Genomic DNA, 18836 nt, shown 5'->3' with positions numbered 1-18836 from the left:
CGCACGAACGAGGCCCGGCGCCCGCGAACGCTCATCGCGGGGGCGCGGCCCACCTGTCGAGCGAACGCGAGCAGCGCGCCCCGAGGGGTGACGGCGGGGCCGCGCGCGGGTGGCGGCGCGGCCGGGGCGGCGGTGCGACACGCCGACGCATCGGCGTGTCGTCACTCCAACGGCCGAACCCGTCAAGCGTCATCTCATATGTGAGATAAGCTCGGACACATGATCGACGACTACCTCGCCCGGATCGGACAGCTCATTCGGGACGCACGTCAACATCGTGGCTGGACCCAGGTCCAGCTGGCGGAAGCACTCGGGACCAGCCAGAGCGCGGTCAATCGCATCGAGCGGGGGAATCAGAACATCAGCCTTGAGATGATCGCCCGCATCGGCGAGGCCCTGGACAGCGAGATCGTCTCGCTGGGATACGCGGGGCCGATGCACTTGCGGGTGGTCGGGGGGCGCCGATTGCACGGCAGCATCGACGTCAAGACGAGCAAGAACGCCTGCGTCGCCCTGCTGTGCGCCACCCTGCTGAACTCAGGGCGCACCGTGCTGCGCAGGGTCGCGCGGATCGAGGAGGTCTTCCGCATCCTGGAAGTCCTAAGCTCGATCGGCGTGCGCAGCCGGTGGATCAACGAGGGGGCCGACCTCGAGATCGTCACCCCCGCCGAGCTCGACCTGGACGCCATCGACCTGGAGGCGGCGCGGCGCACGCGCAGCATCATCATGTTCATGGGGCCGCTGCTGCACCGCATGGACCGGTTCAAGATCCCCTACGCGGGCGGTTGCGACCTGGGGACGCGCACGGTCGAGCCGCACATGATGGCGCTGCGGCGCTTCGGGCTCGAGGTCACCGCGACCGAGGGCATGTACCACGCCACGGTGAACCGGCAGATCACGCCGGAGCGGCCCATCGTCCTGACCGAGCGCGGGGACACCGTGACGGAGAACGCCCTGCTGGCCGCCGCGCGGCACGACGGCGTCACCGTCATCAGGAACGCCTCGTCGAACTACATGGTCCAGGATCTCTGCTTCTTCCTCGAGCAGCTGGGCGTGCGGGTGGAGGGCGTGGGCACCACCACGTTGACCGTGCACGGCGTTCCCGAGATCGACCGGGACGTGGACTACTCGCCCTCGGAGGACCCGGTCGAGGCCATGAGCCTGATCGCGGCCGCCGTGGTGACCGAGTCGCAGCTCACGATCCGCCGGGTGCCCGTGGAGTTCCTGGAGATCGAGCTGGCCGTCCTCGAGGGCATGGGCCTCGACCACGACCTCAGCTCGGAGTATCCGGCGGACAACGGTCGTACGCGGCTGGCGGATCTCACCGTCAGGCCCTCCAAGCTCGAGGCGCCGCTGGACAAGATCCACCCGATGCCGTTCCCCGGGCTGAACATCGACAACACGCCCTTCTTCGCGGCCATCGCCGCCTCGGCGCACGGGTCGACGCTCATCCATGACTGGGTCTACGACAACCGTGCCATCTATCTGACCGATCTCAACCGGTTGGGTGGGCGGCTCCAGCTGCTCGACCCGCACCGGGTGCTGGTCGAGGGGCCGACCCGGTGGCGAGCGGCCGAGATGATGTGCCCGCCCGCGCTGCGGCCCGCGGTGGTGGTGCTGCTGGCGATGATGGCGGCGGAGGGCACGTCCGTCCTGCGGAACGTGTATGTGATCAACCGCGGTTACGAGGATCTGGCCGAGCGGCTCAACTCCGTGGGGGCGCAGATCGAGACGTTCCGCAACATCTAAACCGGCCCCGGCCGCCGCGCCCCTTCCGACCCGCGGAGACGCCGGGTCGGAAGGGGCGCGGCGCCGTCTCCGGCAGTGCCCCGGGAGTTTCCGCCGCCTCCGGTGGAGGCGATCCGCGACCCGACACTGACGGCCGACAAGGGGGCGCGGGTTCCGATCCCGCCGCCCGTTGCCGCTCGCGCGTCGTTCGCGGCGGGCAGGCCGACGGGCCGAGTCGGCTTCGGGCGGGTGCCGAGTGGCGGGTGGTGCCCGGGTGAACCGTTGGCTGGAACTGGCGGGTAGCACATCGCTGGAACAAGCGCGCGATCGCTCCCGGCGCCTGGGCAGATACACCGGTGGGGACCGTCTGACATATCTCTTCATACGTAATCCGACGTGTCTCGGCAGCGGAAATCCCCTTCCACGCGGAGCTAATTAGTTAGTGAGCACTAGCTGATTATCCAGGCGATGCCAATGTTAATTTCAGACAAATAAACCTGGTCGCCTCTTTCGCTGTACCGACTGAGGGGCCTACGTTGTCCATCGGAATTTTCTGCCGAACGGTCTCGTCCGGGCCCCACCCGGCGTGATCATTCTCGCGAAGGAGAGCGCGTTGGCGATCATCGCGGCGCAGGACGCCCAGGACTGGCTCATCGACAAGGTGGCCCACCGGCTGGGCGTGGACCGTGGCAAGGTTCCGCCGGAACAGTACTTCGACGAGCTGGACCTCGACTCGACCGAAGCACTCATTCTCGCCGGCGAGATGGAAAACTGGCTGGGGTTCGAGCTGGGCACCACGGCGCTTTGGTACCACCCGACCATCAAGGATCTGGCCGAGCACATCGCGCAGGTGAGCGCGGAGCGCGCCGATGCGGCCTAGACCCAGGGAGCCGGAGGTGCTCCGGCTCCATCGCCAGGCGGCCCCCGGACGGCCGACAGCCCTGCTGTTCCACCCCGGTGCCCTGCCGGTGAGCGTGCACCGGGCCACGGCCGAGGCGCTGCCTGACGGCGTCGGGATGACAGTTCTCGACATCTCCGCGCTCCCCGGCTACCGCCCACCGATGCGGGAGGGGGAGGCGGAGGTCGGCACGCTGGCGGAGCTGCTCGAGCACCTGCGCAAGGAGTGGAGCCCGCCGCCCGCCGGAGCCGCCCCCTATGTGCTGACCGGCTGGTCCTTCGGCGGGGTGGTCGCGCACGCGCTGACGGCGTCGCTCCCCGCCGCGGAACGGCCAAGCAAGCTGGTGCTGCTGGACTCGATCGCGGCCACCGAAGCCTACACACGGAGGGACGACGAACTGGAGGTGGCGACGCTGCTGTCCTGGTTCGCCCTGTACCTCGGCGCCCGGCGCGGTCGCGCGGTGCCCGTGAGCGCCGCCTCGTTGACCGGAAGGGACACCGACCGGGGTCTGACCCAGGTCCTCGCCGCGGCGGTGGCCTGCGGGGCGCTGGCCGACGACGTGACACTCCCCGGGTTGCGCAAGCTGTACGCGGGCTATGTCGACGGGCTGCTGCGCAACAACCGGCTGACCGCCACCCACCGACCGGTGCCCGTGGACGTGCCCATCACGCTGGTCCGAGCCAAGCGTGGACTCATCCAGGACGAAGAGGACCTGGGGTGGCGGCCGCTCGCCGGGGCCGGCCTGACCGTGCGGCAGTGCCCCGGGGACCACTACACCATGCTCAGCCGCCCGGACGCCGTGCGCGTGCTGGCGGACGAGATCAGCCGGGCCTAGCGGCCCGCCCGGTCCCCCCGCGGGCCCCGGCCAGCCGTGATCCGCGCGGCCCTAGCCGCCTTCCCGGAATTCGTTGTGCACCAACGTGCAGGAGAGCTATCCGTGAACCATGTCCAGGAAGACGACTTCGATCGTCGAATCGCACGCGACCCCATAGCGATAGTCGGCCTGTCGGCCCTCTATCCGGCATCCCGCGACGTCCGGGAATTCTGGTCGAATATCGTGGGTGCGGTCGATTGCATACAGGATGTCCCGGATAGTCACTGGAAGATCGACGACTACTACGATCCGGACCCATCCGCCCCCGACCGGACGTACGCGCGTCGGGGCGGGTTCATTCCGCCGGTGCCGTTTGCACCCCTGGAATTCGGCCTCCCGCCCCGCACCCTTGAGGTCACGGACGTCCTCCAACTGCTCAGTCTCGTGGTCGCCAGGGACGTACTCAAGGACGCAGGCGCCGACCAGCCCTGGTACGTACCGTCGAAGACGGGTGTCGTCCTGGGGGTCACGGGGGCCAACCAGTTGACCCAGCCGCTCTCTGCCCGGCTGCAGACGCCGGTCCTCAAGGAGGTCGTCCGCAGCTGCGGGCTCAGCGAGCGGGACGCGGAGGAGATCGCGGAGAAGTTCAAGCTCGCCTTCGCCCCCTGGGAGGAGAACTCCTTCCCCGGAATGCTCGGCAACGTCGTGGCCGGGCGCGTGGCCAACCGGCTCGACCTGGGCGGCACCAACATGACCATCGACGCCGCGTGCGCCAGCTCGCTGGGTGCCACGAAGGCGGCGATCAGCGAACTGCTGGAGCGGCGCGCGGACATGATGCTGACCGGGGGGTGCGACGCGGAGAACACCATCTTTATGTACCTCTGCTTCAGCAAGACCCCGGCCTTCTCCAAGAATGGCCGTATCCGGCCCTTCGACAAGGCGGCCGACGGCACCCTGATCGGCGAGGGCATCGGCATGTTGGCGCTGCGCCGGCTGGCCGACGCCGAGCGGGACGGCAACCGCATCTACGCCGTCATCCGGGGGATCGGTTCGTCCAGTGACGGGCGTTTCAAGTCGATCTATGCGCCTCGCAAGGAGGGGCAGACGGTCGCCCTGCGCCGCGCCTACCACGACGCCGACTGCTCGCCGGACTCCGTCGAGCTGTTCGAGGCGCACGGCACGGGCACCGCCGTGGGCGACGCCACCGAACTGTCGGCGCTGGCCGAGGTCGTGAGCGCAGAGACGGAGCAGTCCCGATTCGCCGCCATCGGCAGCGTCAAGTCGCAGATCGGGCACACCAAGGCCGCGGCCGGCGCGGCCGGGATGATCAAGCTCGCGCTGGCGTTGGACCAGCGCCTGCTGCCGCCCACCATCAACGTGGACGAGCCGACCGCCGCTATCGGGGCGGAGGGCAGCCCGTTCTACGTGAACACCACGAGCCGCCCGTGGATCCGGCACCCGGAGCGCCCACAGCGCCGCGCCGCCATCTCCTCGTTCGGCTTCGGCGGCACCAACTTCCACGTGGTCCTGGAGGAGCACGGCGACGGGCGCGAGGTCAAGGTCCTGTCCCCGACCGCCCGGGTGCACCTGTGGCACGCCCCGGACGCGGCGGCGTTGACCCGCCAGCTCGCCGAGGGCGCGGCCCCGACGGGCGGGCCGGTGCCAGCCGAGCACGCGCGGGTGGCGTTCGCCGCCGACGACGAGACCGCCGCGGCCGAGCTGCGGGACCTGGCGCTGCGCACCCTGCGGGCCAGGCCGGACGCCGAGGAGTGGATCCACCCCCGGGGGATCGCCTTCCGGACCCGGGCCGTCGAGGTGGGCCGGGTGGGCGCGCTCTACGCCGGGCAGGGCAGTCAGTACGTCAACGCCGGGCTGTCCGCGCTGCTCTCCGTACCGCCGCTGCGGGTCGCCTTCGACGAGGCCAACCAGTACTTCCGGGGCGCCCACCCGCTCTCGGCCGTGGCGTTCCCGCCGCCCGCGTTCGACGACGCCACGCGGGAGGCCCAGGAGGCGCGCCTGCGGCAGACCGCCTACGCGCAGACCGCCATCGGCGCGCTCTCCGTGGGGCAGTACCGCTATCTCGGGGAGCTGGGATTCCAGGCGGACGGTCACCTCGGGCACAGCTTCGGCGAGTTGACCGCGCTCTGGGCGGCGGGCACACTCTCCGACGCGGCGTTCTTCCAGTTGGCGCGGGCGCGCGGCGAGGCGATGTCGCCCGTCGACCTGGACGACTTCGACCCGGGGGCGATGGCCGCGCTGACCACCTCGCGCGAGCGCGCGGAGCAGCTCCTGGGCAGCGCACCTGAGTTGCGGATCTGCAACCACAACGCGCCCGACCAGATCGTGGTCGGCGGCCCCACCGACTCGGTGGTCCGGCTGGTCGAGGCAGCCCGGGAGGCGGGGGTGCGGGCCAAGCGGCTCCCGGTCTCTGCCGCCTTCCACACGCCGCTGGTGGCCCACGCGACTGAGGAGTTCGGGCGCAGTGTCGCCCAGGCCGCCATGGGCGCCCCGCGGCAGCCGGTCTTCGCCAACACGCCGGGGGCCGCCTACGGCGCCGACGAGGCCGCCAACCGGGCCGTGCTCACCGCGCAGTTGACGCATCCGGTGGCCTTCGCCGAGCGGGTGGAGGAGATGTACGCGCTCGGGTTCCGCACCTTTGTGGAGTTCGGCCCAAGCGGCGTGCTCGGAAAGCTGGTGGAGCGGATCCTGGGCGACCGGCCGCACGCGGTGGTCTCCGTGGACCCGGGTCCAGGCAAGGACGCCGACCTCGGCCTCAAGTGGGCCGTGGCCCGGCTCGCGGTGCTCGGGCTGCCCCTGGACACCGCGGAGCGGCACGCCGCCCCGGCGCCGCCGCGCCAGCCGCCCAAGGGGTTGACCATCGAGCTGAACGGCATCAACTACGTCTCCCCCGAGCGCCGCGCGGCGTACCAGGAGGCGTTGACAAGCGGCTACCGGGTGCCCCCCGCGCTCCCCGCCGCGCCGCCCGCACCCGCCGCCGAGCCCCTGCCGGTGGCCGCCGCGTCGAGCGCCCCGGCGGGGTCCGCCAACGCCGACACGTCCGCTGTCTACACGCCTCAGCCCGCACCCGTCCCCGTGCCCGCACCGAGTGCCGACCTCGCCCCGCTCACGGACAGGAGCCCCATGCCGGACTTCGCCAGCCGCCCCACCGCCGGTCCCTTCCAGGACCACGGCGTCGTGGCCGATCACCTCTCGCTGCACGAGCAGTATCTGACCAGCCAGTTGGAGAGCGCCCGCCAGCTCACCGACATCCTGGCGAAGGCCGTGGACACCGACCGGCTTGGCCAGGTCGTCGAGGGCGTCACGGCCGTGAAGCAGCACGGGCTGGCCATCGGCCGCGCGCATCTGCACGCCAACGAGGTCCTGCGGGAGCTGGCCGGGCTCGAGTACGGCGTCGGCGCCGGCTCCCTCAGGACCGGAACACCCGCCCTTGAGGACCTGGACGCCCCGACCGTCCTGAACGAGCCGTGGCCGCCGGAGCCGAGGCAGTTGGCGCCAGCTCCTGCGCCGGCGCCCCAGGCACCCGCGCCCCAGCCCGTCCCGGAGCCGTCGCCGGTCGCCGCGGCGCCGCCCGCCGACGTCCGCCCGGCACCCGCAGGCGCCCCGGCGCCACCCGCGCCACCCGCGCCCGCCGCCGTGCCAGCGTTGGACCCGGCGGCCGTCCAGCAGGCGCTGCTGAGCGTGGTCGCGGAGAAGACCGGCTACCCCACCGACATGCTCGAACTCGACATGGACGTCGAAGCCGACCTCGGCATCGACTCCATCAAACGCGTCGAAATCCTCAGCCGACTCCAAGAGACCTTCCCCACCCCCCACACCGTCAGCCCCGAACAACTCGGCGAACTCCGCACCCTCGCCGACATCGCCACCTTCATGGCTGGCACCGACGCCCCAGACGCCTCCCCCACCGCCAGTGCCCCCGCCGGTACGGCTCCCGACGCCCCCGCCGCCCCGAGCACGGGTGAGGCGGCGGACAGGCCCCGGGTAGCGCGGGCCCAGGCCGCGCTGGCCGAACTCCCGCCACCTGACCAGGTGGTGAACCTCTACCCGGACGCGGCCACCGCGCTGCTTGTGGACGACGGCGGGGAGCTGGTCGTCGCGGTGGCCAACGGCCTGATCGCCGATGGCTGGCAGGTGCAGGTGCTGCGCCTGCCGGAGGTGCCCCAGCGGGTCTTCGACGGCAAGGACCGGCAGCTGAGCGGGTGGAACGTCGGCGAACTCGGCGAGGCCCTGCAGGAGGTGACCGACCAGCCGCTGCGGCTGGTCGTCACCTTCGGCACCGGCGAGAGCGGCGGCTGGCGGGAGAACGTCCGGCGGCTGACGCACGCCCTGCTGGTCGCCAAGCACACGCTGCCCGCCCTGACCCGCGCCGCCGCGAGCGGACGCGCCGCGTTCCTGAGCGTGACCCGGCTGGACGGGGTCTTCGGGCTGAGCGGCGTCGAGGAGGAGCTGGCGCCGCTGGGCGGCTTCCCCGGGCTGGTGAAGACGCTGGCCATCGAGGCGCCCGAGCTGTTCAGCCGCTCGATCGACCTCGGTCGGGAGCTGACCGCCGAGGAGGGCGCCCGGGCGGTGCTGGCCGAGGCGCGCGACGCCGCGACGCTGCCGCAGGTCGGCATCGTCGGCGGCCGGCGGGTGACCCTGACCCTGGCCGACCTGCCGCTGCCGGTCACCGACGAGGCGCCGGCCCCGCCGGAGCCTGACGCCTCCGACCTCTTCGTGGTGACGGGGGGCGCGCGTGGCATCACCGCGCGTTGCGCCATCCGGCTCGCCGAACGACACGGGGTGCGCTTCCTGCTGCTTGGCCGCACCCCGCTCGGCGAGGAGCCGGCCTGGGCCGCGGGCGTCCGCGGGGACGCCGAGCTGCGCCGCGCGGCGGCCGCCCATCTGACCGACACGGGGGAGAAGCCGACCCCCAAGCGGGTGGAGCAGCTGTCCCGGACGGTGACCGGGCAGCGCGAGGTCCGCGAGACGCTCGCCGCGATCGAGGCGGCCGGGGGTGGCGCCGAGTACCTGAGCGTGGACATCGCCAACGCCTCGGCGGTCGGCGAGGTGCTGGCCCCGTACGCGGAGCGGGTCACCGGGCTGGTGCACGGTGCAGGGGTGCTGGCCGACCAGCTGATCGAGCGCAAGAAGAGCAGCGAGATCGAGCGGGTGGTGGCGCCGAAGTTGGAAGGGTTGCGCGCGGTCGTGGCGGCGCTGCCCGCCGAACGACTGCGGCATGTGGTGCTCTTCTCCTCGGTCGCCGGTTTCTTCGGCAACCGGGGGCAGTCCGACTACGCCATGGCGAACGAAGTACTCAACACCTGGGCCGGCGCGTTCCGTCGGCAGCATCCGCGGGCCCGGGTGACATCCCTGAACTGGGGCGCCTGGGACAGCGGCATGGTCTCCCCGCAGCTGCGGGCGATCTTCGCCGAACGCGGCATCCCGCTGGTCGGCGGCTCGGAGGGGCCGGAGCTGTTCGTCGAGCAGTTCGCCCCCGAGCGGGCCGCCGACACGGTGACCGTTCTCGGGCCGACCACGCCCCTGTCGGAGAGGGCGCCCCGGCTCGTGCCCACCGTGGTCGAGGAGTCGCTGGCCGCACTCGCCGATGAGCCCGTCGTCCGGGACCACGTGATCGGGGAGACGCCAGTGCTGCCAGCGGCTCTCGCGCTGGGCTGGATGATCGGCGCGACGGAGCGGACGACCGGGCGGCGAGTGCGGGCGGTGTCGGGCTTCACCGTGCACAAGGGCGTGGTCTACGACGGCACCGAGGACGACCGCTGGACGTTGGCGCTCACGCCGCACGAGGACGCCGACACAGTGTCGCTCGCCATCAGATCGACGGCGGCCGACGGCGGGCCGGAGCGGCCGCGCTACGGCGCCGAGTCGGTGCGGCTGGCCGCTCCGGGGGAGGCGGCCCCGACGGCCCCCGCCACGCCGCTGCCGGGGTGGGAGTCCGGGCAGGCGGTGGATCACTACGCGGACGGGACGCTCTTCCACGGCCCGGCGCTGCGGGGCATCACCCGTGTGCTGAGTGAGGAGGGGGACCGCTTGGTGCTGGCCGCCTCGCTGGACACCCCGAGCCCGGCGCTGGGCCGGTACGACGGGTTCGCCTTCCAGCCGCAGACCGCGGACCTGCTTCTCCAGGCCGCGCTGGTGTGGGCCCGGCGCAGACGCCAGACGGCCGTGCTGCCGCTGGGGATCGAGCGGGTGGAGCTCTTCGGGGCGCTGCCCCAGGGCAGACCGTTCGCGCTGGTCGTGGAGCCGGTGCGGATCGCGTCCGACGTCATGGCGCTCACCGTCTCCGCTCACGGTGAGGACGGCCGCCTGCTCAGCCGGTTCACCGGAGTGTCCGTGGTGTCGGCCCCCCAGCTGGCCGCGAAGTTCGCCCGCGACTGATGACACGCCCGTGGTCGGCGGGGACCCGCGGGTCCCCGCCGACCACGCCGTCCGGAGGGACCACTGACTCTGATGGAGAAGTTCGCGATCGTCGGGCTCTCGTGCCTGTTCCCGGGGGCGCGCGACGCCGAGGAATTCTGGGAGAACCTGCGTTCGGGCACCGACAGCCGCACCGTTGCCGGGCCCGACCTCCTGGGGGATCCGGCCGATCTGGCGGCCGACCCGGAACACCGGATCTACTGCACCCGCGGAGGTTTTGTCACCGACTTCGCCTTCGACCCCGAGGGCTACGCCCTCGCCCCCTCCTATCTCAACCGCCTGGACCGGCTCTTCCAGTGGACGCTGCACACGGCGCGCGAGGCGCTGCGCGACAGCGGCCACGCGCGGGACCGCGAGCAGTTGGCCAGGACCGCCCTGGTGCTGGGCAACTACAGCTTCCCGACGCCCGCGTCCGCGCAGCTGAGCGTGCCCCTCGTGCAGGAGGCGGTGTCGCACGGGCTCCGGCGGGGCGGGCTCGACGGGATGGGCGGCGTCACGCCGGCGCTGCCTCCCCTGGGCGATCCGGTGACCGAGGACAACGCCCGGGTCAGCGGCTCGCTGCCGGGCGTGGTGGCCGCCGCGCTGAGGCTGGGTGGGCCGCGCTATGCGCTGGACGCGGCCTGTTCGTCCACGCTGTACGCGCTGAAGCTCGCCTGTGACCACCTGGCGGCCGGACAGGCCGATCTGGCGGTCGTCGGCGGCGTCTCGGCTCCCGACCCCCGGCTGATCCACCTGTCGTTCTCGGATCTGCGCGCCTATCCGGACGACGGGCACAGCCAGCCGTTCGACACCGAATCGGGCGGCATCCTCACCGGCCAGGGCGCCGCCGTGCTGGTGGTCAGGCGGCTGGCGGACGCGCTGCGCGCCGGGGACCGGGTGCACGCCGTGGTCGACGGCATCGGGCTGTCCAGCGACGGCGCGGGGCGCCACCTGCTGGTGCCCAACGCGGCCGGCCAGCGGCGCTCCTACGAGCTGGCGTACGCGGCGGCCGGCGTCTCCCCGGCCACCGTGGACTACCTGGAGTGCCACGCCACCGGCACGCCGATCGGCGACCGCACCGAGGTCGAGACGGTGACCGCGTTCTTCGGGGAGCACGGCCACACCCCGCTACTGGGCTCGGTGAAGGGCAACATCGGGCATCTGCTGACCGTCGCCGGGCTGAGCAGCGTGCTCAAGGTGGTACTCGCCGCGCGCCACGGTCAGCTGCCGCCGACGCCGGGCGTCGGCCGGGCGCTGCCCGGGCTGCCCGAGGGCCGGCTAGTGACCGAGGAACGCCCCTGGCCGCAGCGCGGTGACACGCCGGGCGCGGGCCGGCGGGCCGCCGTCTCCGCGTTCGGTTTCGGTGGCACCAACGCCCACGCGGTGCTGTCCTTCCCCGAGCCGGGAGCCCCGCCGGAGCCGGCCCCCGAAGAGCCCGTGGCGCCACGGCCGCTGGAGGTCACCGGCATCGGAGCGTACTTCGGCCCGCTGGAGTCGGCCGACGCGTTCGAGCGGGCGCTCTTCAGCGGGGAGGACATCTTCGGGCCGCTGCCCCGCCACCGGTGGCGGGGCCTGGAGAACGCGCCCGATGGCACGCTGGCCGCCGCCGGGCTGGGCGGGGAGAACCGGCCCAGGGGCGCCTTCGTGGACGGGGTCCCCTTCGATCCGGTGGCCCAGCGGGTGCCCCCCACGGACCTGCGGGAGTACAACCCGCAGCACGCCCTGGTCTCCAGGGTCGCGGAGGAGGCGCTGCGGGACGCGGGCTACTCCCGGAAGGTCTCCCCGGGGGACTCGGCGCCGCCCGAGCGCAGGATCGCCGTGCTGGTCGCCATGGAGATGGAGCCCAGCGCCCATCTGCACCTGGCCCGCTACGGGGTTGGCGCCTTCCTGCGGGAGGCGTACGCGGCGGCCGGGGTGGAGCCGGATCCGGAGGCGCTGGCGGAGCTGGCCGCCGCCACCCGCGAGGGGGTGCACCAGCCCATCGTCGCCAACGAGGTGCTCAGCTATATCGGCAACATCATGACCAGCAGGATCTCCGCGCTGTGGAACTTCACCGGCCCCTCGTTCGCGCTCTCCGCCGAGGGGAGCGCCGTCGCCGAGGCGCTGCGGGTCGCCGGCACCCTGCTGTCCGACCCGACGATCGAGGCGGTGCTGGTCGGGGCCGTCGATCTGGCGGCCTCGCCGGAGGGCCTGCTGCTGCGCACGGCGCGGTTCGGCAGGCCGCCCCGGCCTGCCCCGGGACTCAGCTTCGGCGCGGACACCGGGGGGTGGAGCGCCGGGGAAGGCGCCGGCGCGGTGGTGCTCACCAGAGTCGGCGAACGGAACCGGCCGCCGCGCACGCCCTACGGGCGCCTGGAGTCGCTGGCGACCCGCTACGCGTCGGCTGAGAACGGGGCGCTGCCGGAGACCGACCACGCCGCCCTGGCCGCGACGGCCCGGGAGGCGCTGGCAGGCGCCGGGATCGACCCGCGGGACGTGGGGTATGTCGAGGCGCACGCCGCCGGCGACCCGGCGGTGGACGGGACCGAACTGCGCGCCCTGGCCGAGGTGTACCCGGCGGGGCGGGGCGCGGTGGCGCTCGGCAGCGCCCGGGCGCAGCTCGGCGAGACGGGCGCCGCCTCCGTGATGGCCGGTCTGCTGCGCGCGCTGCTCAGCGCCTACCACGGCTATGTGCCCGGCACACCCGGGTGGCAGCGTCCGGCCGATGAGCTGACGGAAGCCTTCGCGGCGTCCTCCCTGTACGTCCCCGAGGCGTCCCGACCGTGGCTGCGCACCGACCGGGACACCCCGCGCTACGCGGCGGTGTCGTTCCTCGGGCGGGGGGCCCACGGGCACCTGGTGGTGTCCTCCGGGGCACGGGGGCCGATGGAGCGCGGTGCCTGGCAACGGGCCGACGGCCCGCTGGTGCTGGCGCTGGGCGCGGCCGACCTCGCCGGGCTGCTGGCGGACATCGAACGGTACCGGCGGCGACTGGTGGACGAGGACCCCTGGGAGCTGTGCCGGGAGGCCGCCGCGCGGCTGTGCCCCGAGCACGCGACGCGCTGTGTGCTTGTCGGTGGCGACCGGAACCAGCTGGCCCGTCAACTCGATCTGGCGCGGGAGCGGTTGCCCGCCGCGCACGCCGAGGGCGGCGAGTGGAGCGCGCCGACGGGCAGCTACTTCACCGCGCGCCCGCTGGGGTCCGACGCCAAGGTGGCCCTGGTGTACCCGGGTGCGGTGAACACCTACCCGGGCCTGGGCCGGGACCTGTTCCGGGCCTTCCCTGGCCTGCTGGCCACCTTCGAGTCCGAGACGCCCGATCCGGATCGGGCCTTTCGCGCCGCGGACCTCTATCCGCGCAGCAGCGTGGCGCTCTCCCGCCGGGACCTGATGCGGCACGAGGCGGCGCTGAGCGAGAACCTGCCGTTCATGCTGGCCACCGGCACGACGTTCGCGATCCTGCACACCGACCTGGTGCGTGAGGCGCTGGAGGTGCCGGTGCACGGCGCGTTCGGCTACAGCCTCGGGGAGAGCAGCATGCTCTTCGCCACCGGCGGCTGGCGGCGGTCGGCCCGCAGGGACGACCGGATCAGCGCCACCCCGCTGTTCCAACACCGCCTGTGCGGTCGGCGCGAGACCGTCCGCGAGGCGTGGGGGCTGGCCCCCGACACCCCCGACCGCGAGGTGTGGGCCTGCCATGTGCTGCTGGGCGACGCCGAGCGGGTGCGGGCGGCGGTGGGCGCCTACGACCGGGTGTTCCTGACCCATGTGAACACGCCGCGGGAGTGCGTGATCGCGGGCGACCCGGCGCAGTGCCGTGCGCTCATCGAGGAGACCGGCTGCCAGGCGGCGCGGTCCCCGGTGAACGCCGTGATGCACTGCCCGCTGGTAGACGGGGAGACGGACACCCTGGCCGAACTCAACGACCATCCGGTCGGGGAGAGCGATCTGGAGCTGCTCAGCGCCTACGCCTACGACTTCTCCCGCGGGGACCGGGCCGAGACCGCGCGGCGCATCGCGCACACCCTGCGTTCCACGATCGACTTCCCGCGGCTGGTGCGCACCGCCTACGGGGCCGGCTACCGGTACTTCGTGGAGGTGGGCCCGAGCGCGACCTGCACCCGCTGGGTGCGGGAGACGCTCGGCGACTCGCCGCATCTGGCGGTCGCGGTGGACCGCCGCGGCGCCGACACGGCCAAGCCGATCGCGGAACTCGTCGCGCGGCTGGTCGCCAACGGGATTCCCGTGCGGATGTCGGCGCTGCTCGACGCCCCGGCCGCCGCCTCCGGCACGCCGGAACGCACCGTGCGCGTCGGTGTCGAACGGGAGATCGCCACCGCCGTCGCCGACGCGGTGCGGGCGCTGCCCATCCGTTCGGACGGCACGGCCCGGGCCACCGCCCCGCCCGTGCTGGCGGGGGTCGCGCACGCCGGTCCCCCGCGCTCGCCCGCTCCCCCCGTGCCCGCCACGCCTCAGGAGGCCCCCGCCATGGCCGGCGATCCACCCTTCTCCCAGCCCGCCGTCCCGGACGGCGAGACCATCGTCTTCGACGGAACCCCACCGGAGTACCTGCCGTGGGCCCCGGAGTCGTCCCCCGGAACGGCCGGTGGTCCGCCGGTGCCCACGCCGAGCGGGCCCGGCGCCGCGCCCACCGTGCCCGCCTCGCCGGTCGGGGGCGGCGCCGGCCGGCTGGCCTCCGAGCTGGTGCGGGACCTGCGGCGCCAGATGGTGGACACCCACCGGGTGGTAATGGAGACCCAACACGTGCTTCAGCAGGCGACGCTGCGACGCGTCCGGGAGGCCCTGCCTCCGGGGGCCGTGGCCGCGCCAGCCCTCCCCCAGGCGCTGGCGCCCCGGCCGCTGCCCGCGGCGCCCTCCGCGCCCCCGGCACCCCCTGCGGCCGTCGTCGCCGATGGCACCGCCACCTCCACCGACGGCGCGGACGGCACCGGGGATCCGGCGGAGCCGGGCCCCGTGTGGGACGAGAAGGACCTGCTGGAGTTCGCCACCGGCAGCCTGGCCCGGGTGTTCGGGGAGCGCTTCGCTGAGGTCGACGGCTACCCCACCCGCGTGCGGCTGCCCGCCCCGCCCTACCACTTCGTCACCCGGGTGACGAAGCTCGACGCCGAGACCGGCACCTACCGGCCCTCCACCATCACCACCGAGTACGACGTGCCCGAGGACGCCTGGTACGCGGTGGACGGCGGGGTGCCCCCGGCCGTCAGCATCGAGGCCGGCCAGTGCGACCTGCTGCTGATCAGCTACCTGGGCATCGACTTCCGCAACAAGGGCCGTCGGGTCTACCGGCTGCTTGACAGCACGCTGGTCTTCCACGGCGACCTGCCCAGGACCGGACAGACACTGCGCTACGACATCTCCATCAACCGCTTCGTGCGTCAGGGCGACGTCACCCTCTTCTTCTTCAGCTATCTCTGCTACGCGGACGGCGAACTGATCCTCGAACTCCAGGACGCCTGCGCCGGGTTCTTCAGCGCGGAGGAACTGGCGAGCCCGCTTGGCGTCGTGGAGACGGAGCAGGACCGGCAGGAGCGGGCGGCGCTGACCCGCACCTGGTTCAAGCCGCTGGCCGCCACCGACCGCGACCGGCTCACCGCCGAGCACCTGGAACTCCTCGCCCAGGGCCGGATCGGCGAGGTCTTCGGGCCCCACCACGCGCAGGACCCGGGCCTCAACCCGGCGCTCCGGCTGCCGGACGCCCGGCTGCGGATGGTGGACGAGATCACCGTGGACCGGAAGGGCGGCCCGCGCGGCATCGGACTGCTGACCGGAGTGAAGCACCTGCGGCCCGACGCCTGGTACTTCACCTGCCACTTCCCCGACGACCCGGTGCTGGCCGGATCGCTGGTGGCCGAGGGCGCGGTGCAGATCCTCCAGACCTACCTGCTGCATCAGGGGATGCACCTGGTGCTGCCCGACGCACGGTTCCAGACCGTCATCGGGCTGGCCACCTCGGTCCAGGTGCGGGGCCAGATCACCCCGGAGCACGAGCGCATCCGCTACGAGGTCGAGGTCAGGGAACTCACCCTGCTGCCCCGGCCCACGGTGATCGCCGACGTGCGCGTCTATCTGGGCGACAAGCCCGTCATCAGGATGCGTGACTTCGGCATCCAGATCCGGGAGAAGCCCGGGACGCCCTACCGCCCCGGGGCCGGCGGCGTGCCGGCCTTCCTCGGGCGGCGCAACCGCGCGGGCGAGCCCGCGATGATCAACGAGCTGCATCTGGCGCACGCCGCCAAGGGCGACCTCGGCACCGCGATGGGCCCCGAGTTCGACATCTACGGCGAGCGGCGGGCCCCGTACATCCCCAACGGCGACTTCCGGTTCGTGGACCGGATCATGAGCCTGACCGGGACCAGGGGGCAGCTCACCGGCAGCCCGGAGATGGTCACCGAGTACGACTCGCCGGCCGACGCCTGGTACTACGTCCAGAACACCCACCCGTACATGCCGAACTGCGTGTACATGGAGACCTCGCTCCAGGCCGCGATCCTGCTCGGGTACTACCTGGGGGCCACCCTGGACCAGCCGGAGACGGAGTACTCCATCCGCAACCTGGACGGCCGGGCCACCCTGGTCAAGGACCTGGACCTGCGGGGCAGGACGATCCGCCACCACTCGCGGCTGCTGATGACCAGCGCCATCGACGGCGCCGTGCTCCAGAAGTTCTCCTACGAACTGTCGGCAGACGGCGAGGTCTTCTACGTCGGGGAGTCGCTGTTCGGCTACTTCAGCGCCGCCGCCCTGGCCAACCAGGTCGGGCTGGACAACGGTGTCCGCAAACCGTCCTGGCTGGAGGCCGAGCGGCCCGAGCCGTCCCGGGTGCGGCACCTGGAGCTGGGCGAGGGCTCGGGATACTTCGAGGACGGGGCGCCCCGGCTGCCCGGCGGCCACCTCGACCTGGTGGACCGGGTGGCGCTTGTGGCGGACGGCGGCCGTCACGGCCAGGGCTATCTGCACGGGATACGGGCCGTGCGGCCCGACGAGTGGTACTTCTCCTGCCACTTCCACCGGGACCCGGTGATGCCCGGCTCGCTCGGCGTCGAAGCCATCCTCCAGGCGATGCGTCTGTTCGTCAGGGAGCAGGGCCTCGCCGAGGGCATCGAGGCGCCCCGTTTCGCGATGGCCACCGACATCGAGCTGAAGTGGAAGTACCGGGGTCAGATCCTGCGCGACGACGCCGAGTTGACCTTCGACGTCCATATCAGGGAGATCCGCCGCGAGCCGGGGCGCGTGGTCCTGGTAGCCGACGCCGACCTGTCGAAGCGGGGACTGCGCATCTACGAACTGTCCGACCTCGCGCTCGAAGTCCGCTCCAGCCGCTGAGATCAGTGAGACCAGGGAGAGTCACCCGAAGATGAACACCGTGCACACACCTCTCCGGTGGCAGGGAGAGAGCTATCCGGGCACCGCGCCGAACGACGTCTACGGAGCGCTCGCCGACCTGGAGCGCCCCTGCTTCGTGGTCCGCACCGAGCGCGGGGTCGGGGCCGTCTCCGGTGGGCGGGTGAGCCGTGGCGCCGACGGGTGGCCGCTGCTCGCCGGGGTGCCGGCGCTGCCGCCGAGCCAACTGGGCGCCGCCGCCTTCCGCGCCCACCACGGGGTGCGCTACGCCTACCATGCCGGGGCCATGGCCGGCGGGATCGCCTCCGCGGAGATGGTGATCGCCCTGGCGCGATCCGGCTTCCTGGCGTCCTACGGTGCGGCCGGTCAGCTGCCTGAGACGATCGAGGCGGCGCTGCTCCGCTTCCGTGACGAGATCCCGGGGCTTCCCTATGCCGTCAACCTCATCCACAGCCCGCACGAGGAGCGACTGGAGCGGGAGGCGGTGGAGCTGTTTCTGCGGCACCGGGTGCCCTGTGTCGAGGCGTCCGCGTTCCTGCGCCTCACCCCGCATGTGGTGCGCTACCGGGTGAGCGGCTTCGGCCGGGACGAACGGGGCCTGCCGCGCGCCGGGAACCGGCTGATCGCCAAGGTCTCCCGGCCGGAGATCGCCGAACTGTTCCTGCGCCCTGCGCCGGCCGACATGGTGGCCGAGCTGCTGGCCGGGGGGCTGATCAGCCGGGAGCAGGCCGAGCTGGCCCCCTCGCTGCCCATGGCGGACGACATCACCGCCGAGGCCGACTCCGGAGGCCACACCGACCGACGTCCGCTGATGGCCCTGCTGCCCACGGTGTTGCGGGTCAGGGACAAGGTGCAGGGCGAGCTGGGCTACGCCCGGCCGGTGCGGGTGGGCGCGGCTGGCGGCCTGGGCACCCCCCGGGCGTGCGCCGCCGCGTTCGTCCTGGGCGCGGCCTATGTGGTCACGGGCTCGGTCAACCAGTCGTGTCTGGAAGCCGGCACCTCGAGGACGGCCAAGGAGATGCTGGCCGACGCGGGGATCGCCGACTGCGAGATGGCGCCGGCGGCCGACATGTTCGAGATGGGCGTCGAGCTTCAGGTGCTGAAGAAGGGCACCCTCTTCCCGTTGCGGGCCAAGCGGCTCTACCAGCTGTACCAGACCTACGACGGGCTGGAGGCGCTGCCGGAGGCGGAGCGGGCCCGGCTAGAGACGCAGATCCTGCGCCGTCCCCTGGAGGAGGTGTGGGAGGACTGTCGGACGTACTTCCAGCGCCGGGACCCTGACCAGCTGCGCCGTGCGGCGGGCAGCCCCAAGCGGCGGATGGCGCTGGTCTTCCGCTGGTATCTGGGGATGGCCTCCCGCTGGGCGGTGACCGGGGAGGAGAGCCGGTCGCCGGACTACCAGATCTGGTGCGGCCCGGCGATGGGGGACTTCAACGACTGGGCCACCGGAAGCTACCTCAAGCACCCGCGCAACCGGCGGGTGGCCGATGTCGCGCACCATCTGATGGCGGGGGCCGCGTTCCACACCCGCCTGGAGGACCTGGCCAGGGCCGGGGCACGCATGCCGACCACCGCAAGCGACTACCGGCCCGCGCCGCTGCGTCCGCACGACAACGCCTACGCGCGGGGTGTGCTGTGAGG

The 18836-nt window shown here is 72.8% G+C and carries 6 protein-coding genes; all 6 read left to right on the top strand.

Features of this window, described 5'->3' with window-relative positions; genetic code table 11:
• Positions 1–219: 219 nt before the first annotated feature.
• The 6 genes from DEH69_RS06880 to DEH69_RS06855 all read left to right on the top strand — a co-directional run bounded on the left by DEH69_RS06880 (position 220) and on the right by DEH69_RS06855 (position 18834).
• Positions 220–1749 (top strand): UDP-N-acetylglucosamine 1-carboxyvinyltransferase, encoded by a 1530-nt coding sequence (locus DEH69_RS06880; RefSeq protein WP_113685976.1) that lies wholly within the window; start codon positions 220–222, stop codon positions 1747–1749.
• 592 nt (positions 1750–2341) lie between these two features.
• On the top strand, positions 2342–2608 hold the full coding sequence (locus DEH69_RS06875; protein ID WP_113685975.1) for an acyl carrier protein: 267 nt from the start codon (positions 2342–2344) through the stop codon (positions 2606–2608).
• Between the two features lie 16 nt (positions 2609–2624).
• Complete coding sequence (locus DEH69_RS06870) at positions 2625–3461, top strand: alpha/beta fold hydrolase (RefSeq protein WP_258534495.1); 837 nt, start codon at positions 2625–2627, stop codon at positions 3459–3461.
• A 75-nt stretch (positions 3462–3536) separates the two neighbouring features.
• On the top strand, positions 3537–9836 hold the full coding sequence (locus tag DEH69_RS06865) for an SDR family NAD(P)-dependent oxidoreductase (RefSeq protein ID WP_309302764.1): 6300 nt from the start codon (positions 3537–3539) through the stop codon (positions 9834–9836).
• Between the two features lie 72 nt (positions 9837–9908).
• Entirely contained in the window at positions 9909–17177 is a 7269-nt protein-coding gene (locus tag DEH69_RS33365) for a beta-ketoacyl synthase N-terminal-like domain-containing protein (RefSeq protein ID WP_113685972.1), read from the top strand.
• A gap of 31 nt (positions 17178–17208) precedes the next feature.
• Positions 17209–18834 carry a PfaD family polyunsaturated fatty acid/polyketide biosynthesis protein gene (locus DEH69_RS06855; protein ID WP_113685971.1) on the top strand — a complete coding sequence of 542 codons (1626 nt, stop codon included), beginning with the start codon at positions 17209–17211 and terminating at the stop codon, positions 18832–18834.
• Positions 18835–18836: the final 2 nt, after the last annotated feature.

Origin of the sequence: Streptomyces sp. PT12, assembly GCF_003311645.1 — a bacterium.
In the GTDB taxonomy this organism is placed as follows: domain Bacteria; phylum Actinomycetota; class Actinomycetes; order Streptomycetales; family Streptomycetaceae; genus Streptomyces.
The sequence above is the reverse complement of the archived record's forward strand: the minus strand, read 5'-3'. Positions and strand labels throughout refer to the sequence as shown.